The sequence below is a fragment of the Photobacterium kagoshimensis genome (assembly GCF_050337045.1).
In the GTDB taxonomy this organism is placed as follows: Bacteria; Pseudomonadota; Gammaproteobacteria; order Enterobacterales; family Vibrionaceae; genus Photobacterium; species Photobacterium kagoshimensis.
The window spans coordinates 323,716-341,446 of the sequence record NZ_JAKJSO010000008.1 but is presented as its reverse complement, the minus strand read 5'-3'; the positions used below and the strand labels follow the sequence as shown (position 1 = coordinate 341,446).

General features: G+C 44.0%; 10 protein-coding genes. 2 read left to right on the top strand and 8 right to left on the bottom strand.

What is annotated here, in order from left to right; translation table 11 throughout:
• Positions 1–55: 55 nt before the first annotated feature.
• Positions 56–1,129 (bottom strand): ketoacyl-ACP synthase III, encoded by a 1,074-nt coding sequence (locus tag L4C35_RS02085; RefSeq protein WP_428461322.1) that lies wholly within the window; start codon positions 1,127–1,129, stop codon positions 56–58.
• Between the two features lie 228 nt (positions 1,130–1,357).
• On the opposite strand from L4C35_RS02085, the gene L4C35_RS02080 reads away from it, so the two are divergent.
• On the top strand, positions 1,358–2,338 hold the full coding sequence (locus L4C35_RS02080; RefSeq protein WP_428461321.1) for a Gfo/Idh/MocA family protein: 981 nt from the start codon (positions 1,358–1,360) through the stop codon (positions 2,336–2,338).
• A 101-nt stretch (positions 2,339–2,439) separates the two neighbouring features.
• On the opposite strand, the gene L4C35_RS02075 is transcribed toward L4C35_RS02080, so the two are convergent.
• From L4C35_RS02075 to L4C35_RS02045, 7 genes are all read right to left on the bottom strand, one after another.
• A complete protein-coding gene (locus L4C35_RS02075; protein WP_428461320.1) occupies positions 2,440–3,810 on the bottom strand; it encodes an SLC13 family permease in 1,371 nt (456 codons plus the stop codon).
• A 695-nt stretch (positions 3,811–4,505) separates the two neighbouring features.
• Positions 4,506–5,216 carry a SanA/YdcF family protein gene (locus tag L4C35_RS02070; RefSeq protein WP_428461319.1) on the bottom strand — a complete coding sequence of 237 codons (711 nt, stop codon included), beginning with the start codon at positions 5,214–5,216 and terminating at the stop codon, positions 4,506–4,508.
• 178 nt (positions 5,217–5,394) lie between these two features.
• Entirely contained in the window at positions 5,395–7,083 is a 1,689-nt protein-coding gene (locus L4C35_RS02065; RefSeq protein WP_428461318.1) for an NAD-dependent malic enzyme, read from the bottom strand.
• A 238-nt stretch (positions 7,084–7,321) separates the two neighbouring features.
• On the bottom strand, positions 7,322–9,781 hold the full coding sequence (locus L4C35_RS02060; RefSeq protein ID WP_428461317.1) for a helicase-related protein: 2,460 nt from the start codon (positions 9,779–9,781) through the stop codon (positions 7,322–7,324).
• Between the two features lie 165 nt (positions 9,782–9,946).
• Positions 9,947–10,393 carry a hypothetical protein gene (locus L4C35_RS02055; RefSeq protein ID WP_428461316.1) on the bottom strand — a complete coding sequence of 149 codons (447 nt, stop codon included), beginning with the start codon at positions 10,391–10,393 and terminating at the stop codon, positions 9,947–9,949.
• 80 nt (positions 10,394–10,473) lie between these two features.
• Positions 10,474–12,636, bottom strand: a complete 2,163-nt coding sequence (locus L4C35_RS02050) for an LruC domain-containing protein (RefSeq protein ID WP_428461315.1) — start codon at positions 12,634–12,636, stop codon at positions 10,474–10,476.
• A gap of 379 nt (positions 12,637–13,015) precedes the next feature.
• Positions 13,016–13,468 (bottom strand): tellurite resistance TerB family protein, encoded by a 453-nt coding sequence (locus L4C35_RS02045; protein ID WP_428461314.1) that lies wholly within the window; start codon positions 13,466–13,468, stop codon positions 13,016–13,018.
• Between the two features lie 256 nt (positions 13,469–13,724).
• Between L4C35_RS02045 and hrpA the strand changes: the two genes are divergently transcribed.
• Positions 13,725–17,639 (top strand): ATP-dependent RNA helicase HrpA, encoded by a 3,915-nt coding sequence (gene hrpA / locus L4C35_RS02040; RefSeq protein ID WP_489685841.1) that lies wholly within the window; start codon positions 13,725–13,727, stop codon positions 17,637–17,639.
• Positions 17,640–17,731: the final 92 nt, after the last annotated feature.

The following is a 17,731-nucleotide window of genomic DNA, read 5'->3' as shown; positions in this document are numbered from 1 at the left end:
GCTAACGATTGGCTATGGGCGTTTTTGAACCAAATGATGTCTCTCGTAACCGTTCTTACTTTTGTGTGCAGTGTTTAATCGATTTTTCAAGTAAGTCTTTTGCTGACTGCGTACAAGGTGGTAGCTCAGCGGTTGGTTGATTAATTGGAGTAACACGTTGGCCCCACTGAATCACACTGGCCCCCCATGTTAAGCCAGCCCCAAATGCAGCAGATAAGATTTTACTATTTGGCGTAATGCGGCCTTCTTCTACCGCTTCACATAAGGCAATAGGTACGGTCGCTGCTGATGTATTGCCATACTTGTGGATGTTGATGAAGGCTTTATCTAACGGAATTTTGGCATGTTCACATAAAGCTTCGATAATACGTTTATTGGCTTGGTGGGGGATAACGACATCTATTTCTTCGCTACTTAATGCTGCACGCTCTAGCACCATATTAGCAGCAGCACCCATGCCGCGTACTGCGCGGCGGAAGATATCTCGCCCAATGAAATCAAACGTAAAGTGACCAGCATCAGGATTAAAGCGATCCATCGATGTACCAAAATTAGGAATAGCCAATACATCACGTCCTTCCGCATCACAACCAAGTTGTGCTTGTAATAAACCCGTCGGCTTATCTGTTTTACTTAGCACGACAGCGCCAGCGCCATCACCAAATAAAACTGCAGTATCACGTTGGCTCCAGTCCAGGTACCAGCTTAATCGCTCTGCACCGATCACCAGCACATGTTGGTAGTTACCAGCTTGAATCATCCGTGTTGCGGTTTCTAAACCGTATAGGAAGCCAGTACAGGCCGCATTCATATCAAAAGCGGCGGCTCTGGTTGCGCCTAAGTCTAATTGAACCTTGGAGGCAATATTCGGAATAAGCGTGTCAGGTGAGCAAGTAGCAACAATGATCAAATCAAGGTCTTTTGCATCAAGCCCTGCGGTTTGAAGCGCTCGCGCCCCTGCAATTTCGGCAAGTTTTGACGTATCAACGTGGCTGATGCGACGAGACTGAATGCCGGTACGTGTTTGAATCCATTCGTCACTGGTATCAACAAATGTGCTTAATAGTTCGTTATTAAGTTCGGCGGGTGGCAAGCATTTACCCCAGCCTGTAATTTCAGCGTAATACATCTAGCGTGGTACCTATCATTATTGTTATCTATGCATTCATAGTACCCCTAGTAGACAGATGTGCAACGTCAAAGCCGCTAATTGCTAACAATGGCACACTTCCATGAAAGGTCATGGTGTGTTTGTTTAAAACGGGCGTGTGCTGGAACGGCTTTTGTAAGCCAATAAAGCATACGTGTATAATGGTCAAAAGCTTTCGATATTGGCATAAAAGGAAATATGGACGTAATGGTAAAATTTGCAGTCATTGGCACCAATTGGATTACTGATACCTTTATCCAAGGGGCCCATGCTCGTGGAAAAATGAAACTTACAGCTGTGTATTCACGGACAATGGAAAAAGCCGAGGAGTTTGCCAGTAAATACGACGGAGTAACCTGTTTTGAGGACATGCAAGCGTTAGCAAGCAGTGATGCTATTGATGCTGTCTATATTGCGAGCCCGAACTCGTTACATGCCGAGCAAGCTACATTGTTTATCAAAGAAGGTAAGCATGTTATTGGTGAGAAGCCTTTAGCGTCCAATATCGCGCAAGTTGAACAACTTGTTGAATTAGCTCAGCAGCATAACGTTGTGTTATTCGAAGCAATGAAAACACCATACACTCCTAACTTTGTAGCATTGCAAAAAGCGCTACCTAAAATAGGGAAACTACGGAAAGTTTATTTAACCTACTGCCAATACTCATCGCGTTATCAAAAATACTTAAACGGTGAGAACCCAAATACCTTTAATCCTGTTTTTTCGAATGGTTCGCTAATGGATATTGGTATTTATCCATTAAGTGCCGCGGTTGCTCTGTTTGGCGAGCCAAATAGCTTTACCGCACAAGGGGCACTATTGGATTCTGGCGTTGATGCGCATGGTACCTTGGTTTTACATTATCAAGATTTTGATGTGACGATTGCGCACTCAAAAGTCAGTGACGGTGTGATCCCAAGTGAGCTGCAAGGTGAACAGGGGACGATCACGGTGAAAGGTATCTCTGAGTGCTTGGCCGTCGATCTGCACCGTAAAGATGAGCCAGTACTCGCGTTATCGGTCGATCAAGTACCCAATACAATGCAATACGAAGCAGAAGTGTTTGCTGAGTTAGTGGCAAATAAAACCATTATGCATGATGGCCTTAATCGTACGCGTATCGTCAGCAATATTATCACGCATGCGCGTGGTGTGATTGGTGTCCGCTACCCAGCTGATGACATCTAAATAGTGTGAGCGACACAGACGTAGACAAACAAACGAAGCGACCATCTGGCCGCTTCTTTTTATGTACTTTCTATTTTTTGCTCATATTGAGCGACGGCGTCTTACCAGAATAAGTAAGCAAAAGTAGATAGGGCGCCAATACACGCGATGTTGAGGTAGATACCGGCTTTCATCATCTCGCTTTGTTTGATGTGGCCAGAGCCAAATACAATGGCATTTGGTGGCGTTGCGACTGGTAGCATGAAGGCACATGAAGCCGCGACAGCAATAAGCGCTGATAGAACCACAGGCGATACGCCCAATGCTTCTGCAACGGTCGCAAATACAGGAACCAATAGTGCAGCACTGGCTGTGTTACTTGCAAACTCAGTTAGGAACACCACAAAGGCGGCAACGACAAGGATTGTGAAGAATAAGCCCGCTTGCTCAAGAAAGCCACTTAGGCTGTGTGCAAGGAAGACACTGGTGCCTGTCGCTTTAAGCACGTTGCTTAAACAAATACCGCCCCCAAACAGCAACAATACACCCCAGTCTGTTGATTTCTCAATGTCTTTCCAAGCAACAACGCGTGATGCGCCAAGCAAAACGATTGCACCTAGAGCGACTAGCGTATCGAACTTACTAAACCCGCCTAAGAAGGCATTGATTGGTTTACTGAAAATCCAGCATGAAACGGTCAGAGCGAAAATAGCCAGCGTAATCAGTTTACCGTTGCTCCACTCTACGGGTTTATGGTCTAGCTCGAAGGTGTGATTAAGATTAGGTTTAAGCATCACATAAAGTAGGGCAACGGTAATTGGCAGTAAAATGAGTGCAATCGGTAAACCAAATGACATCCATTCAGTGAAGCTCAAGCCAACTTCAGCTGCAGCGATGGCATTCGGTGGGCTACCAACAACGGTCGCGATACCACCGATACTTGCACAGTAAGCAAGGCCCAGCAGAACAAACACGTAAGTACTGCGTTCACTTTTTGCGTTTACCTTATTTAGTACGCCTAGCACAAGTGGCAGCATCATGGCTGTTGTCGCCGTGTTACTGATCCACATAGACAAGAAAGCGGTTACACCAAATAGCATGAAGACAGCCACAGACATGCGACCCTTCGCGATAAGAAGTACCTTGTCGGCAATGGCTTTATCTAATTCTTGTTTGTGAAGTGCTGCTGCAAGTGCAAAGCCCCCAAGGAACAGAAATATAATTGGGTTTGAAAAATTGCTTAGTGCTTGAGGCGTTTGGAAAATGCCAAATCCCACCGCCAGAATAGGCACCAAAATAGCAGTAATACTGACATGTACTGCTTCGGTTAGCCAAAGTACTGCGACAAAAACGAGAATACTAAGGCCGACGACAACATCTTTTTCAAAGGGTAGGGTGTTGAACAAAATAGCGAATAAGGCGATATCGGCAAGTAATATCATACTATTTCGGTCAAACAGCCACTTTTTAAGAGTGAGAGTTAAGGCTGTCATGCTTTCTTCCTTTTATTATTAATTGCTTCATGCAACGTGATACGTTTTTAGTATGAGGGATAATACACCTTCAAAAAATAATGTTAAGAGCTTGATGCTTACATGTTGCTCATTCGGCGTTTGGAAGAACAGAAATGTGAGGCTATTGATTGGGAATGTGTGGAAATCTACACACGTTTTAGTGTGTTACAGCGAGTTGATATGAGAAATGAGTCAAAGTTGAGGTGTTAATGTTAAATCTTATGGTGTTTTTATCTTGGTGGAATTTTAAAAGTGTGAACTAGCTCGACTTATTTTATTTCGTCATTTTTTCCTAGTAGTTCGTGTGTTGTGCATCTTGTATCATTCGAATCATCAATTAAATACGCTAGATTGCGTAAAAAATATAAAATATGAAAGGCTAGGGAAATGGCACAAGATAAAAAAATTATTCGTAAAAGAATTCAACGAGATGCAAAGATACATTTGAAAAAAGTAAGAGCAAAATTTTTACGAAACTATCAAGAAGCCGCATAGATTTAGTGAATGTTTTGCTATCACTTAAGGTAAGTGTATTCTCAAGTTGGCGATCTTTTATTTAGTAAATAAAATCTTTGCCCTATAGAGCACCACTACTATGTTACATAGTTGGTGCTTTTTTTATATCACGTCATTGGTTAAGAAATAGCCAGAATACTTATTTACCCAGGTTGGCTTTAGTCGTGGTTTGTTTTTGAAGCCTGAGATGTACGTTCATCTGGAGGGCCAACGAATTCATATTCATTAGCGTTCGAAATCGGCTCTTTAGGGCCAAGAAAGCGAGGCTGGATGTTGAGAAGGTATAAATCAATGAAGGCTTTTCCACGCGCTAATACCTCACGCATGCGAACTTTTAACCCAGCCAAACCTTTCGGTGATGGGACCGCTAAGCAAATTGCATCAATGTCATTTTTTTCGGCAATGAATAATGCGCGTTCACAGTGAAAACGTTGAGTGATCACGACAAAATGATCGGCATCGAAAACTTCACGTGCGCGTACGATAGAGTCAAGGGTACGAAATCCAGCGTAATCAAGCACGATATCTTGATCAGGAACGCCAGCTTTGAGCAGATCTCGTTTCATTGTCCATGGTTCGTTATATGAACGGTGGGCGTTGTCGCCACTCAGTAATAGCACATTCACTTTTTGTTGCTGGTACAAATCAATCGCGGCTTGAATCCGATATTGATAATAAGGATTCAGTGTTTTTGCTATGTACTTACTGGTCCCTAACACTAAACCGATAGAACGCTCAGGTATATGATTAGAATCGGTAAAAATACGATCAGCCGTATGTTCTGATACCCAGCGATCGACAAGTAAACTGCTGCCAATAGCAACAATCCCGATCACTGCAGAAATACGCACAATGGAAAACAGCTTCATACCAATCCAAATAATAAAGACTGAAAACATATTACCTTAATACATTGATAATGTTAGGTAAAAAGCACGTCAAATGTGGCGTTTTTTCAGCCGTTCATGTCAAATTTTTTAAAAGTATATCCTAGATATAAGAAAGCCCGCATAAAAGCGGGCTTGTACTTAAAGAGTGTAGTCGTAATTAGAATGCAGTACGCTTGTAGCGACGATATTCAGACTGCCAGAAGTTCGCATCAATTTTCTCTTTGATACGTTCATCCGTGTTCTTCGGTGCTTTACGTTGTTCAATCGCTTTTTTCGCAACGGCGAATGCAATGTGGCGTGATACCTTTTGAATATCTTCCAATGGAGGAAGTAGTGCACCTTGGCCATTAATTGCCAGTGGTGAACATTCAGCAAGCGCACGGCTTGATTCCATTAGCATTTCGTCAGTCACGCGGCGAGCATTAACGGCAAGTACACCTAAACCAATACCTGGGAAGATGTAGCTGTTGTTACATTGTGCAATTGGGTAGGTTTTGCCATTGTGAATAACAGGTTCAAACGGTGAGCCTGTTGCAACAAGTGCATTGCCATCTGTCCACTCGATCAAATCAGCAGGTGTTGCTTCAACACGGCTGGTTGGGTTTGATAGTGGGAAGATGATAGGGCGTTCACAGTGCTGGTGCATTTCACGAATAACATCTTCGCTAAATAGGCCTGGTACACCAGAAACACCAATCAGGATCGTTGGTTTTGCGTTACGCATAACATCAAGCAGTGATACATTGTTGTTTTCAATGTCCCACTTGTTAATGGTTGTACGCTTTTGCACTAACTTGCTTTGGAAGTTAAGTAGGTTTGGCATGTCATCAATTAACAAGCCCCAGCGATCGACCATGTAAACTTGGCTACGTGCTTGTGCATCTGAAATACCTTCAGATACCATTTGAGCAATAATCGCTTCTGCAATACCACAACCAGCAGAACCTGCACCTAGGAAGGTAACGCGCTGCTCAGACAGTTTACTGCCCGCGGCTTTACATGCAGCAAGAAGTGAGCCGACTGTCACGGCTGCTGTGCCTTGGATATCATCGTTGAAGCAACATACTTTGTTTTTATAGCGCTCAAGCAATGGCATCGCATTTTTCTGTGCGAAATCTTCAAATTGAATCAGTGCTTCAGGCCAACGGTGTTTGATCGCTGTAATGAACTCATCAACAAATTTATCGTATTCTTGACCAGTAATACGTGGATGACGCCAGCCCATGTACATAGGGTCGGATAGACGTTGTGGGTTGTTTGTACCTACATCAAGTACAACAGGTAAAGTATAAGCAGGGCTGATACCACCACACGCGGTGTAAAGTGATAGTTTACCGATTGGAATACCCATACCACCGATACCTTGGTCACCCAGACCAAGAATACGCTCACCATCGGTAACAACGATAACTTTCACGTTTTGACGAGATGCATTGTTGATCATCTCTTCAATACGATCACGGTTTGGGTAAGAGATGAAAAGACCACGGCCACGACGGTAGATATTCGAGAAGTTTTCACACGCCGCACCAACAGTCGGAGTGTAAATGATCGGCATCATTTCGGTGATGTGATTTTCAACCAAACGGTAGAATAGAGTCTCGTTGGTGTCTTGGATGTTACGTAGGTAAATATGCTTATCAATATCGTTTTCGAATTTTTGGTATTGCTGATAAGCACGTTCAGCTTGTTCTTCGATACTTTCAATCGCTTCTGGAAGAAGACCTTCCAAGTTAAAGAACATACGTTCTTCGACAGAGAATGCACTACCTTTGTTTAGCAGAGGTGTTTCTAGAAGCGCAGGGCCTGCGTAGGGGATGTATAAAGGTCTTTTATCGTTGTTCATGCAATAGACTCTGTTCTTGTTTGGAGAATGAGAGAGCGAAACACTTCACTCTAAGGCCGTAATCCTAGTCCTTCAACACGGTGAATTCAAAGGGAGAACGCATTATTTTCGAGAAAGAGATCATGTTTCTACAGATTGGTATGTGGATTTAATTGAGTTCTCTATTATTCAGCGAAAAGCGTGTTAAAAATTGCGTTTATTTTGCACGTATTTGGTAAACGAATACGTGCAAATATGATCATCGAATGTCAATAACACGGCTCGCTTTGCGGTACTTTATGCGCCAACCTTGCCATCGAGGAAGTTCCCAGCGTTGTGGGTCTTGCTTGCGGCTGCCACTTTGGTAAAACACTGTGACTAATTTTCCTGCTGCAGCATATTCGACCGTAAGATGTAAATCTGCAATGTATATTTTGCGTGGAAAGCGTTCATCAAACTCAGCTTGTTCCCACTCGGGAATGCCATCGAAGATAAAATCGTCATTACTGAATAACTGCATATCGTCGAGAGATTCTATGCCCAACGCATCAATTTGTTCTGTTAGCCAAGGGGTTAACGTTGTGGGTTGAGTTCGGGTACAGCTGGTTTCATTAGCTAATCCGAGTTTGAGAAAGAGGTTCCATTGTTCAATTTGGTGACGACGTTGTTCAGCTAAGCCCTCGAGCAGTTGGCCCTTTTCTATCATTTCAACAATCAGTGCTGTTGTTACTGCATCATTGCTGTTTTGGCTCTGCTCATCAATCACGCGTCCAGCATAAATACGTTGTGTTCTGGTGGCACACTGGCCATCAATAAGCTGGCTGTCGCACACTAGGACTTCACCAAGATCTTGTTCAATGAGCAAGGATAAAGGAATGGGCGCAGTACAAGTGGCTAAGTTAAGGGTTTGTTTGACCCCTTTGCCTGGCAGGCTAAATTGATCAAATATTACAGCCGCTTCAGCAGTGTCAGATAAGCGGCTATCACGCCCTAATGTTGCTTCACTGTGGCCGTTCCCCAGTGCTTGGCGGCGTTTTTCTCTTCGAACAAATGCTAATTCTGGTGCTGCGTTAATGACTGCGGTTAGCCAAGCTTCGCGTTTGACCGATGTGGCGGCATCAAGCTGAGGCAACGATAAGGCTTCACGGATTTGTGCTGAAATCTGGCGGGCTTCTTGTAATCGCTCTGTATCGACAGTCAAAAATTCAGGTGTCGGCTCACGCAAAAGTTTAATCAATAGCATTGCATCACAATGGTGTTTTTCCCATTGTGCGAGTTGCTCTAATACTTCTTCACTGTTTGTTTTTTGCCATAGCTTATTTGAAACCGATAGGGCTGCAGCAAGATCAACCATAGCTTCGGTTGCAGCTTTATTTGGCATGGCTGTGATTAAATGGGCGAATAAAGCATCGATAGGTAAAGGGTAGAGGCGTTTACCGTGCTCTGTGGCGTCCCCTTGTTCATTAATCGCTTTCATGGCGAGTAAGCGGTCATGGGCTTGCAGCAGTGCTTTTTCTGGTAGTGCATCGACAAAGGTTAAATCGGCTAGACGATACCCACAACAGGCTGCCGCAAGCATGGGCTCGGTCAGTTCTTCGCGGTGTAATTCTGGTGGCGTGATTAATTCCAGCGGAGCAGCACTGCCATATAGCCGTATACAGTGACCAGCAGCAATACGACCGGCACGGCCTTTTCTTTGCTCTGAACTGGCCCGTGAAATTGCGTGTAAACCAAGGACCGTTCGACCATTACGCTGGTGGGTGCGACGCTCCAATCCTGTATCAATAATTAATGTGACACCAGGAATGGTCAGTGAGGTCTCAGCAACATTGGTTGCGAGAATAATGCGCTGATGTTGGCTGGCTGTCAGGGCACGTTGCCTATCGGTATCAGACACAGAAGCGTGCAGTGGAATCACATCAATACCAAAATTAAGACTAAGCGGTTTTAGCTTACTTTGGCACTGGGCTATTTCTTTTCGACCCGGTAGAAAAACTAAAATATCACCTGAGTTTTTGTCTCGTTCTTGCTTATTTTTATCCACGAAGACCAAACGCTGTTGAATGGTATCAAATACCTTGTTCTCTATGGCGCGAATATCGGGACTATGTCTGTTGTCTGCAGCTATATGTTCGACAATAACAGGGAAATTACGACCCTCGGCTTTTAGGTGTTCTGCACTTAAATATTGGGTTAAGCGTTGGCTATCTATGGTGGCAGAAGTAATGACTAAGCGTTGTTCTTGAGCTGAATTTAACGTGTTGCTGGAGCTATCTTTGAGTAAAGCGAGCAGTAAATCTGTGTCCCAGCGACGCTCATGAAATTCATCAATGATAATGGTTTTAAATTTAGTGAGTTGCCCTTCACTTAACCAGCGTAAGGCCACGCCAGGAGTAGCAAATATAATGTCTGTGTTTTCGTCATAGTGCGCTTCAAAACGAATCGCGTAGCCAATACTTTTACCTATTGGTTCACCTTTCTCTGCGGCTAAGAATTCAGCTAGAGATGAACACGCAATACGACGAGGCTCAATCACCAAGACTTTACCTGATTCAGCGGCCCATAAAGGCAAACGCGTGGACTTACCAGACCCAGTTTCTGCTTCAACGACAAGGTGGTGTTGAGACAGTTTTTCAATAAAAAGAGGTTTAAGCGGGTCGATAGGTAATTGCACAATGTTATCCGAAGGTGATGAGAAGCTGGCACGATCATAAAGCACTCAGGTGACTCTATACCAGCGCTTTCCCGTTTCATCTGGCGGTTGTGTATAAATCGAAGGCAAAAAAAGATGCAGCAGAGCTGCATCAAAGAGGCAATAGTGAGGGAATACACTACGCATCGGGCTAGAAATAAGTAATACCAGCGAGTTTAGTTATGGCGACTTTTAATCGGTAATGACTATTTCATTAGTTGGTAGCGAAATAATCTGGCGAAATGGCTGTCGAGCACCATCTTGAAACCAAGCTTCTACGAGTAAGCTGGTTCGTTGACTGGTGATGGTGAGCTTTCCCTTGAATTTCCCCTCTTGCATGGGCCCTGAAATTAAGCGGCTGCTTGAATCGGGAATAGGCGTACCGTCTGTTGCCTCGCTATATCGGCCATAAATATTGAGAAATAGGGTTTCACGGGTATCAAGGTCAATATTGACAGTGATTGGGTAGGCACTCTTAAATTTAAACCCTTCAGGGATAACCAAATCTTCAAATTTACTCTCATTGGCAGGGGCGGGAGCTGCTGGTTGTGAACCACCAGAAGAACCAGAGTCATCACCGCCGCCGCCACAAGCGACGAGTTGTAAGCTAAGTAATATCAATAAGCATTGACGTATCATGAACATGCCCTCGTGAGTCATAGAGTATTCGTTATCAATCGTTTGTTTAATTGATTGCTATATGCGTAGTTCTATTTGGTTTATTCAAACAGCTTTGCTTCTACCGCTTTGCTACGAATAAACCAGTTCTGATTGCTGCTACCACCTGATGTCGCATAACCTTCCAGTTCAGGGTAGGCAGTTAGAATATTGACGCGCTCACTTGGGTGCATCCAGTCATCTTCTATAACAAGCCCCCAGGGTGTACCGTTACTGGTTCGGTAACTATCACAATTAGGGCCTGGACAATTGGCGATACTGTATGAAGAAGTATCTTCTTGAGTAGAAAAGAAACGTTCAGAGGCGAGTGATGTAAGACAATCACCTTTTAAGTGGATTTCGAGATCGCGACCTGGAAATTCTTCACTAAAGGTACTGCCGTGATAGCGTCCTTCTGGTGCAAAGATGAAAGGGTTTAATGGCATTTCAGGGCCGCTGGTTAAAGGCGTTGTAAATGGAATACTGACTTCAAAGGTGAATTGATCGGCTGCGTCGTCATTACAACCACGCCATACACGGTAATAGGTACCTGAACTACCTGAGCAGGTAGGCGCAGGAATCGCTTCTTTTAAGTTGCTTGAGATGATGGCCACAGCATCGGTTTGACCTGCTTCTAATACATTGGCTGAATGTTGGGTTTTGTTACTGATCACAAGCTTAGTGAGTGCTTCGTCTACCGCACTGCGTGGTATTTCATCTAACTGAACAGCAAAGCCATTGGAGAAACTCGCACCGTAGGCTTGCAGTTTGCCGCTGATGTCATAGCGAACAATGTTGCCATCTGAGTTAGACACAGTATCAACACGGTAATACAGAACAACATCATTGAAGTCGAAATCACCTTTGTTTGGCCAGTTATCCTCATAGGCTAAAGTGGCCCATTCACCTTCACCTGGGTAATAAGAGTGAGTAAGGAGCTGTTCTTCAATCGTGATACTGTAATCTTCTACTTCACCATCAGTCACACCACCAAAAGATTTAAGCCCAGTATCTCGACCAATACGAAAACGCGCCCAAGTTGTTCCTGCGGTTGCCGTTTCAGGCACGCGGAATTTGATACTGTGTGAACCAGGGGCTAACCATTCATCGACAATGGCTTGTTCACTTCCTTCATCAAATTGACCGTTTTGGTTCCAATCAAACCATGCGCTGACATAGCCGTTAGCACCACCACCAACGGTAACTTGAATCAGTGCATCTGAGCCCTGCTTTAGTACTGAATTGAAGGTAATGCCGTCTTCATCATCACTGCCATCATTATCATCAGAACTGGGAGAAACAAGCGCTTCACCCTCGGTATCAACAATAGAGCCTAAGATGAAGTTGGGGCCTATAAAGTGGCGTGGCCCATTTTCTGTTAATGACGTTTTGTAGCTATCTGGTGCATCACCAAAGTCAGTGTTTGAGGCAATTACAGGGGCACTAGCACAGCGCGCACCATCATTTTGACTAGATGATGGGCCTTGAGCGAAAAACTCAGCGGTGGGTTTTAGGTCGCTTAAATCGCGTAAATCAATTCGATAAATTTTACCATCGCTGTTATTACTGATGTACATAAAGCCTGTTTTATCAAAATATTGTGCACCGAAGGTGGTTGTTCCACTAAGTCCTGTTGAGCCAACAAGGCTGAAAGATGCGTTTCCTGCACCATCAAAGCTGAAGCGGTAAAGGTTGTTATTCGTATTTTCTACAGCAAATAGGTCGCCCGTTTCTGGGTAAAAAGCAAAGTCGGTGAGTTGAAGTGTTGCCCCAGAGCCTGTCATGATTTCTTGAGCAACAAGGCTGTCATCGCCTGCACTTAAGTCAATTTTAAACATCCCACTGCCTTTAAGATAAACGTAGTAGTGGTTGTCAAACACATCCCCAACAAAGAAATTTTTACTTGGAAGGCCACTCAACACTGTGAGGTTTTCCACTTTGAATGCTTGGTTAATTCGTGTGACTGTACTGCTATTTTTGTTCCAGCCGTAGATATAACGATCTGTTTCATTAAAGCCGACAGCGTTGATTGTGCCACCTGCACCCGTATCCGTCTGTTTTATCGAGTAATTACCTGTAGAAAGGTCGACAGCATAAACAGTCGCAGGGTTGCCTTGGAATAGAATGGCTTCTGTTGGACAATCGTTAAAAGGGGCAACAGCAAAAGCAGGTGATATAGCCGCAACCCCGCTAGCAATAACAAATGGAAGTAAAGGTGTCTTCATTCTGGCCTCTGCGTTATTTGTTTATTCACTGAATTTTCAAACAGCTAAAGAATTAAGTGATGTACGTAGAGGCTATTCAAAATGGTTGCCAAATAATTTCATTTATTAGTCTTGTTTCTATCTGGCTGTTTTTTATTGGTTATTTAGGGTGTTGGTGCTGGGTGGGCTATATGGATGGGATTTAGAGTTTGCATTTTGCTAATGAAATAAAAAATTCTTAATAGACAGCTAGATAAGGAGAGCTAGACAAAATGTTACATCTGAGAAGGGTATAATATTTAAGAGCTTGCTAGGCGAGAGGGACAGAAAGGCTACTGTGAGTATACATATAGCAGCCAATCTTTTTAATTTCGAGTAAGGTAAAGGTGACAGCTATCGTTTATTGTGGTGGCTGAGCCGCTAACTTGGCTTTAATAAACAAAGCGTGGTCGATATAGATAAGCTCTGCGACCTGTCTGATCACCGCTTCTTCGAGTGGTTCAATAACACCATCGGCATATGCCACTTCCCACATTGCTTCAATCAAGGAGTAACGCTGTTCTGGCGCAAGTTCACGAAGCTTAGTGGTAAATTCATACAAGGACACTGAAGCTTTGCTTTTTACCATTGCCTCTTTGAGTAGACTTGCTGCTTCATCTTGATCAATGTCTAACAACATAGTGAGTAAGTGTGTCTTGGCTTGCTCTTCACGCGGATCAATTGCGTGGTCAGCATTGGCGACTTCACATAATAACGATGCCATTGCTAAATGCATTGATGGGGTGTCTACCGCACCACCATCTGTACCTTCATGCATCACTTGACGAAATAAAACACGTAACTGTTTGAACATAGCATTCTCTCTGTTTTCTTAATCTATGCTGTGAGGTGAGCAAACTTCGCTGATGTAATCAGGGTAAGATGTCCTTTTTTGCGTTCTGTCACAAGCTTAAGTTTTACTTTTCATAATAGTTGCATGGTTATAGGACATCAAAAAAGTCAGATAAATCCCTTACAGTGAAGGTAATTGTTCGTGAAGATGAACAGACCTTTGTTCAAATGTGGTAGAATCGCGCCAGTTTTTTTCGTGTTCAGAATCAGGAAATCCCTTGAGTCAGGATAACAACACCTCTTCAAGCGTTTTAAATAATGAAAAAACGCTAAAAGCGGCGATCAAAGATTGCATGATGCGCGACCGTTTCCGTCTACAGAAACGAATTCAAGGCGCGGCAAGAATTAAAAATGAAAAAGCCAAGCATGCTGTTTTTGATGAGATCGCACTAGATATTGCCAAATCAATGCAAATTGTTCAGATGCGCCAAACGCAGCGTCCAACAATTTCATATCCAGAACTACTGCCTGTTAGCCAGAAAAAAGATGACATTGCAGAGGCCATTAAAAATAACCAAGTGGTTATTGTGGCAGGTGAAACCGGTTCGGGTAAAACCACACAGCTACCTAAAATCTGTTTAGAGTTAGGCCGTGGTGCATCAGGCATGATTGGTCATACTCAGCCTCGTCGTCTTGCGGCGCGTTCGGTTGCGACACGTATTGCGGAAGAAATGCAATGTGAGCTGGGTTCGTATGTCGGTTATAAAGTTCGCTTTAATGATCAAGTATCCGATCGTAGCCAAGTAAAATTGATGACAGACGGTATCTTACTGGCAGAGATCCAAAACGATCGTTTTTTAAGTCAGTACGACACCATTATTATCGATGAAGCGCACGAACGTAGTTTGAACATCGATTTCATCATGGGTTATTTGCGCGAATTGTTGCCGAAGCGTCCTGATCTAAAAGTGATTATTACCTCGGCGACAATCGATCCCGAGCGCTTCTCTAAGCATTTCCACAATGCACCTATTATTGAAGTGTCGGGTCGAACCTACCCAGTGGAAACGCGTTACCGCCCAATTACTGAAGACGGTGATGATACCGATCGCGATCAGCTTCAGGCTATTTTTGATGCGGTTGATGAACTGTGTGATGAAGGGTTAGGGGACATCCTGATCTTCATGAACGGTGAACGTGAAATTCGAGATACCGCTGATGCGTTAGAAAAGCGTAATTTGCGTGATACTGAAATTCTGCCACTTTATGCACGCTTGTCTGCGGGCGAACAAAACCGGGTATTTCAGTCGCATTCTGGTCGCCGTATTGTGTTATCAACCAACGTGGCTGAAACCTCACTAACTGTACCGGGTATTAAGTACGTTATCGATCCGGGTACAGCTCGTATCAGTCGCTATAGCTACCGTACCAAAGTACAGCGTCTACCGATTGAAGCGATTTCTCAAGCGAGTGCGAATCAGCGTAAAGGTCGTTGTGGTCGTGTGCAGGAAGGTATCTGTATTCGCCTTTACTCGGAAGAAGATTTCTTATCGCGTCCTGAGTTTACCGATCCAGAAATTCTGCGTACCAACTTAGCGTCTGTTATTTTGCAGATGACCGCGATTGGTTTGGGTGATATTCAAGCCTTCCCGTTTGTTGAAGCGCCAGATAACCGTAACATCCAAGATGGTATCCGTCTCTTAGATGAGCTGGGTGCGATCAACAATAAAGCAACTGATCCGCGTAAGCGTTTAACGCAACTCGGCCGTCAACTTGCCCGTTTGCCGATTGATCCACGTTTAGCGCGTATGGTGCTCGAAGCGCCGAAACAAGGTGCGTTGCGAGAAGTGATGATCATCGCCTGCGCCTTGTCGATTCAAGATCCGCGTGAGCGTCCTTCAGAGAAAAAACAAGCCTCTGATGAGAAGCACCGCCGCTTTAACGACAAAGACTCTGATTTCTTAAGTTACGTAAACCTATGGGATTACGTGCAAGAACAGCAAAAAGAGTTATCGGGTAACCAGTTCCGTCGTCAGTGTAAAAAAGATTACCTGAACTACCTGCGTGTGCGCGAATGGCAAGATATTTACTACCAAGTATCTCAGGTAGTAAAAGAGCTAGATTTTAGAATCAACGAACAAGAAGCCAGTTACCAAGGTGTTCACACTGCTTTACTTGCAGGTATGTTGTCGCATATTGGTTTGAAAGACCAAGAGAAAAACGAATACCAAGGTGCACGTAATGCGCGCTTTAACATCTTCCCTGGCTCTGGCATTTTCAAGAAACAGCCAAAGTGGGTGATGGTTGCTGAGTTGGTTGAAACCTCACGTTTATGGGGCCGTGTTGCTGCGAAAATTCAACCTGAATGGGTAGAGCCTCTCGCACAACATTTGATCAAGCGTAGCTACAGTGAACCGCACTGGGAGAAGAAACAAGCTGCAGTCTTTGCCTTTGAAAAAGTGATGCTTTATGGGATCCCAGTGGTCGGGAAACGTAAAGTCAATTACGGCAATATTGATGCGCAAGTCTCGCGTGAGATCTTTATTCGTTCAGCGCTGGTGGAAGGGGATTGGGAAACCAAGCATAAGTTCTTCCATCAAAACCGTAAGTTGCTGCGCGAAGTTGAAGAGCTGGAGCATAAATCACGTCGTCGCGATATTTTGATCGACGATGATCAGCTGTTCGAGTTTTATGATCAACGTATAGAACACGTTGTTGTGTCTGGTCGCCACTTCGATTCATGGTGGAAGAAAGCGTCACGTGAAAACAATGAGCTATTGAACTTCGAACGTGAAATGCTGTTCCGAGGTGATGCAAGCCATGTCACAGATTTGGATTACCCGAACTTCTGGCACCAAGGTGGGTTAAAACTTAAGCTGAGTTACCAGTTTGAACCGGGTGAAGATAACGATGGTGTGACGGTTCACATTCCATTGCCGATTTTGAACCAAGTTGAGCCTGATGGTTTTGATTGGCAAATTCCGGGTCTACGCCAAGAGTTGGTGATTGCGTTAATTAAATCGCTGCCTAAGCCAATTCGCCGTAGCTTTGTGCCTGCGCCAAACTATGCTGACGCTTTTTTATCTCGTGTTGAAGCGCAATCCATGCCGTTACTTGATGCGCTTGAGAAAGAACTTAAACGCATGACGGGTGTAACAGTGCTGCGTGAAGACTGGAAGCCAGAGCAAGTCCCTGATCACTTGAAGATTACGTACCGCAGTGTTGATCACCGCAACCGTAAACTAAAAGAGAGTAAAGACTTGTTCGGGTTGAAAGAAAGCCTGAAAGACAAGGTACAAGAAACACTGTCGCAAGTGGCAGATGATGATATTGAGCAAGAAGGCCTGAAAACCTGGAGTTTTGGCACGCTACCTGAGCGTTACCAGCAAAAACGTGGTGGCTTTGAAGTGAAAGCCTTCCCTGCATTGGTGGATAACAAAGACTCGGTTGGCATTAAGCTGTTCGAAACTCAGGAAGAACAGCAAACGGTTATGCAACAAGGTTTGCGCCGTTTGGTGTTACTGAATGTGCCTTCGCCGATTAAATACTTACATGCTAACTTACCGAATAAATCAAAGTTAGGTTTGTACTTTAACCCTTACGGGCGCGTGTTAGATTTAATTGATGACTGTATCGCGTGTGGTATTGATAAGCTGCTAGAACAACAAGGCGGATTAGTTTGGGAGCCAGAGAAATTCGAAGCGACCAAAGAGTTTATCCGTGCTGAGCTTGGTGATACGGTTGTTGATGTGGCCAAGCAAGTGGAAGAAATTCTTACCACGGCTTTCTCTATCAATAAGCGCTTAAAAGGCCGTGTTGATCTGACGATGGCGTTTGCTTTATCTGATATCAAAGCACAAATCGATGGCTTGATCTTCAAAGGTTTTGCCACTGAGTGTGGTTGGAAACGTCTGCCTGATATTCTTCGTTACATGCGTGCGATTGAACGCCGAATGGAGAAGTTGCCGATCGATCCAAACAAAGACCGTGTGCATATTCTTAAAATTGATTCGGTCGTCAGCGATTATAAAGAACTCTTGAATAAGATACCGAAAGGGCAGCCAGTGCCTGATCAGGTCAAAGAGATCCGCTGGATGATTGAAGAGCTACGTGTAAGCTACTTTGCTCAGCAGTTAGGGACACCTTACCCCGTCTCTGATAAGCGTGTGCGTAACGCAATTAACGAGTGTTAATGCGAAACTAAAACGCGGACAATAAAAAACAAGAACCGAAGTCTTAGTAATAAGGCTTCGGTTTTTTTATGACTTAATATTGAACGCGCGTT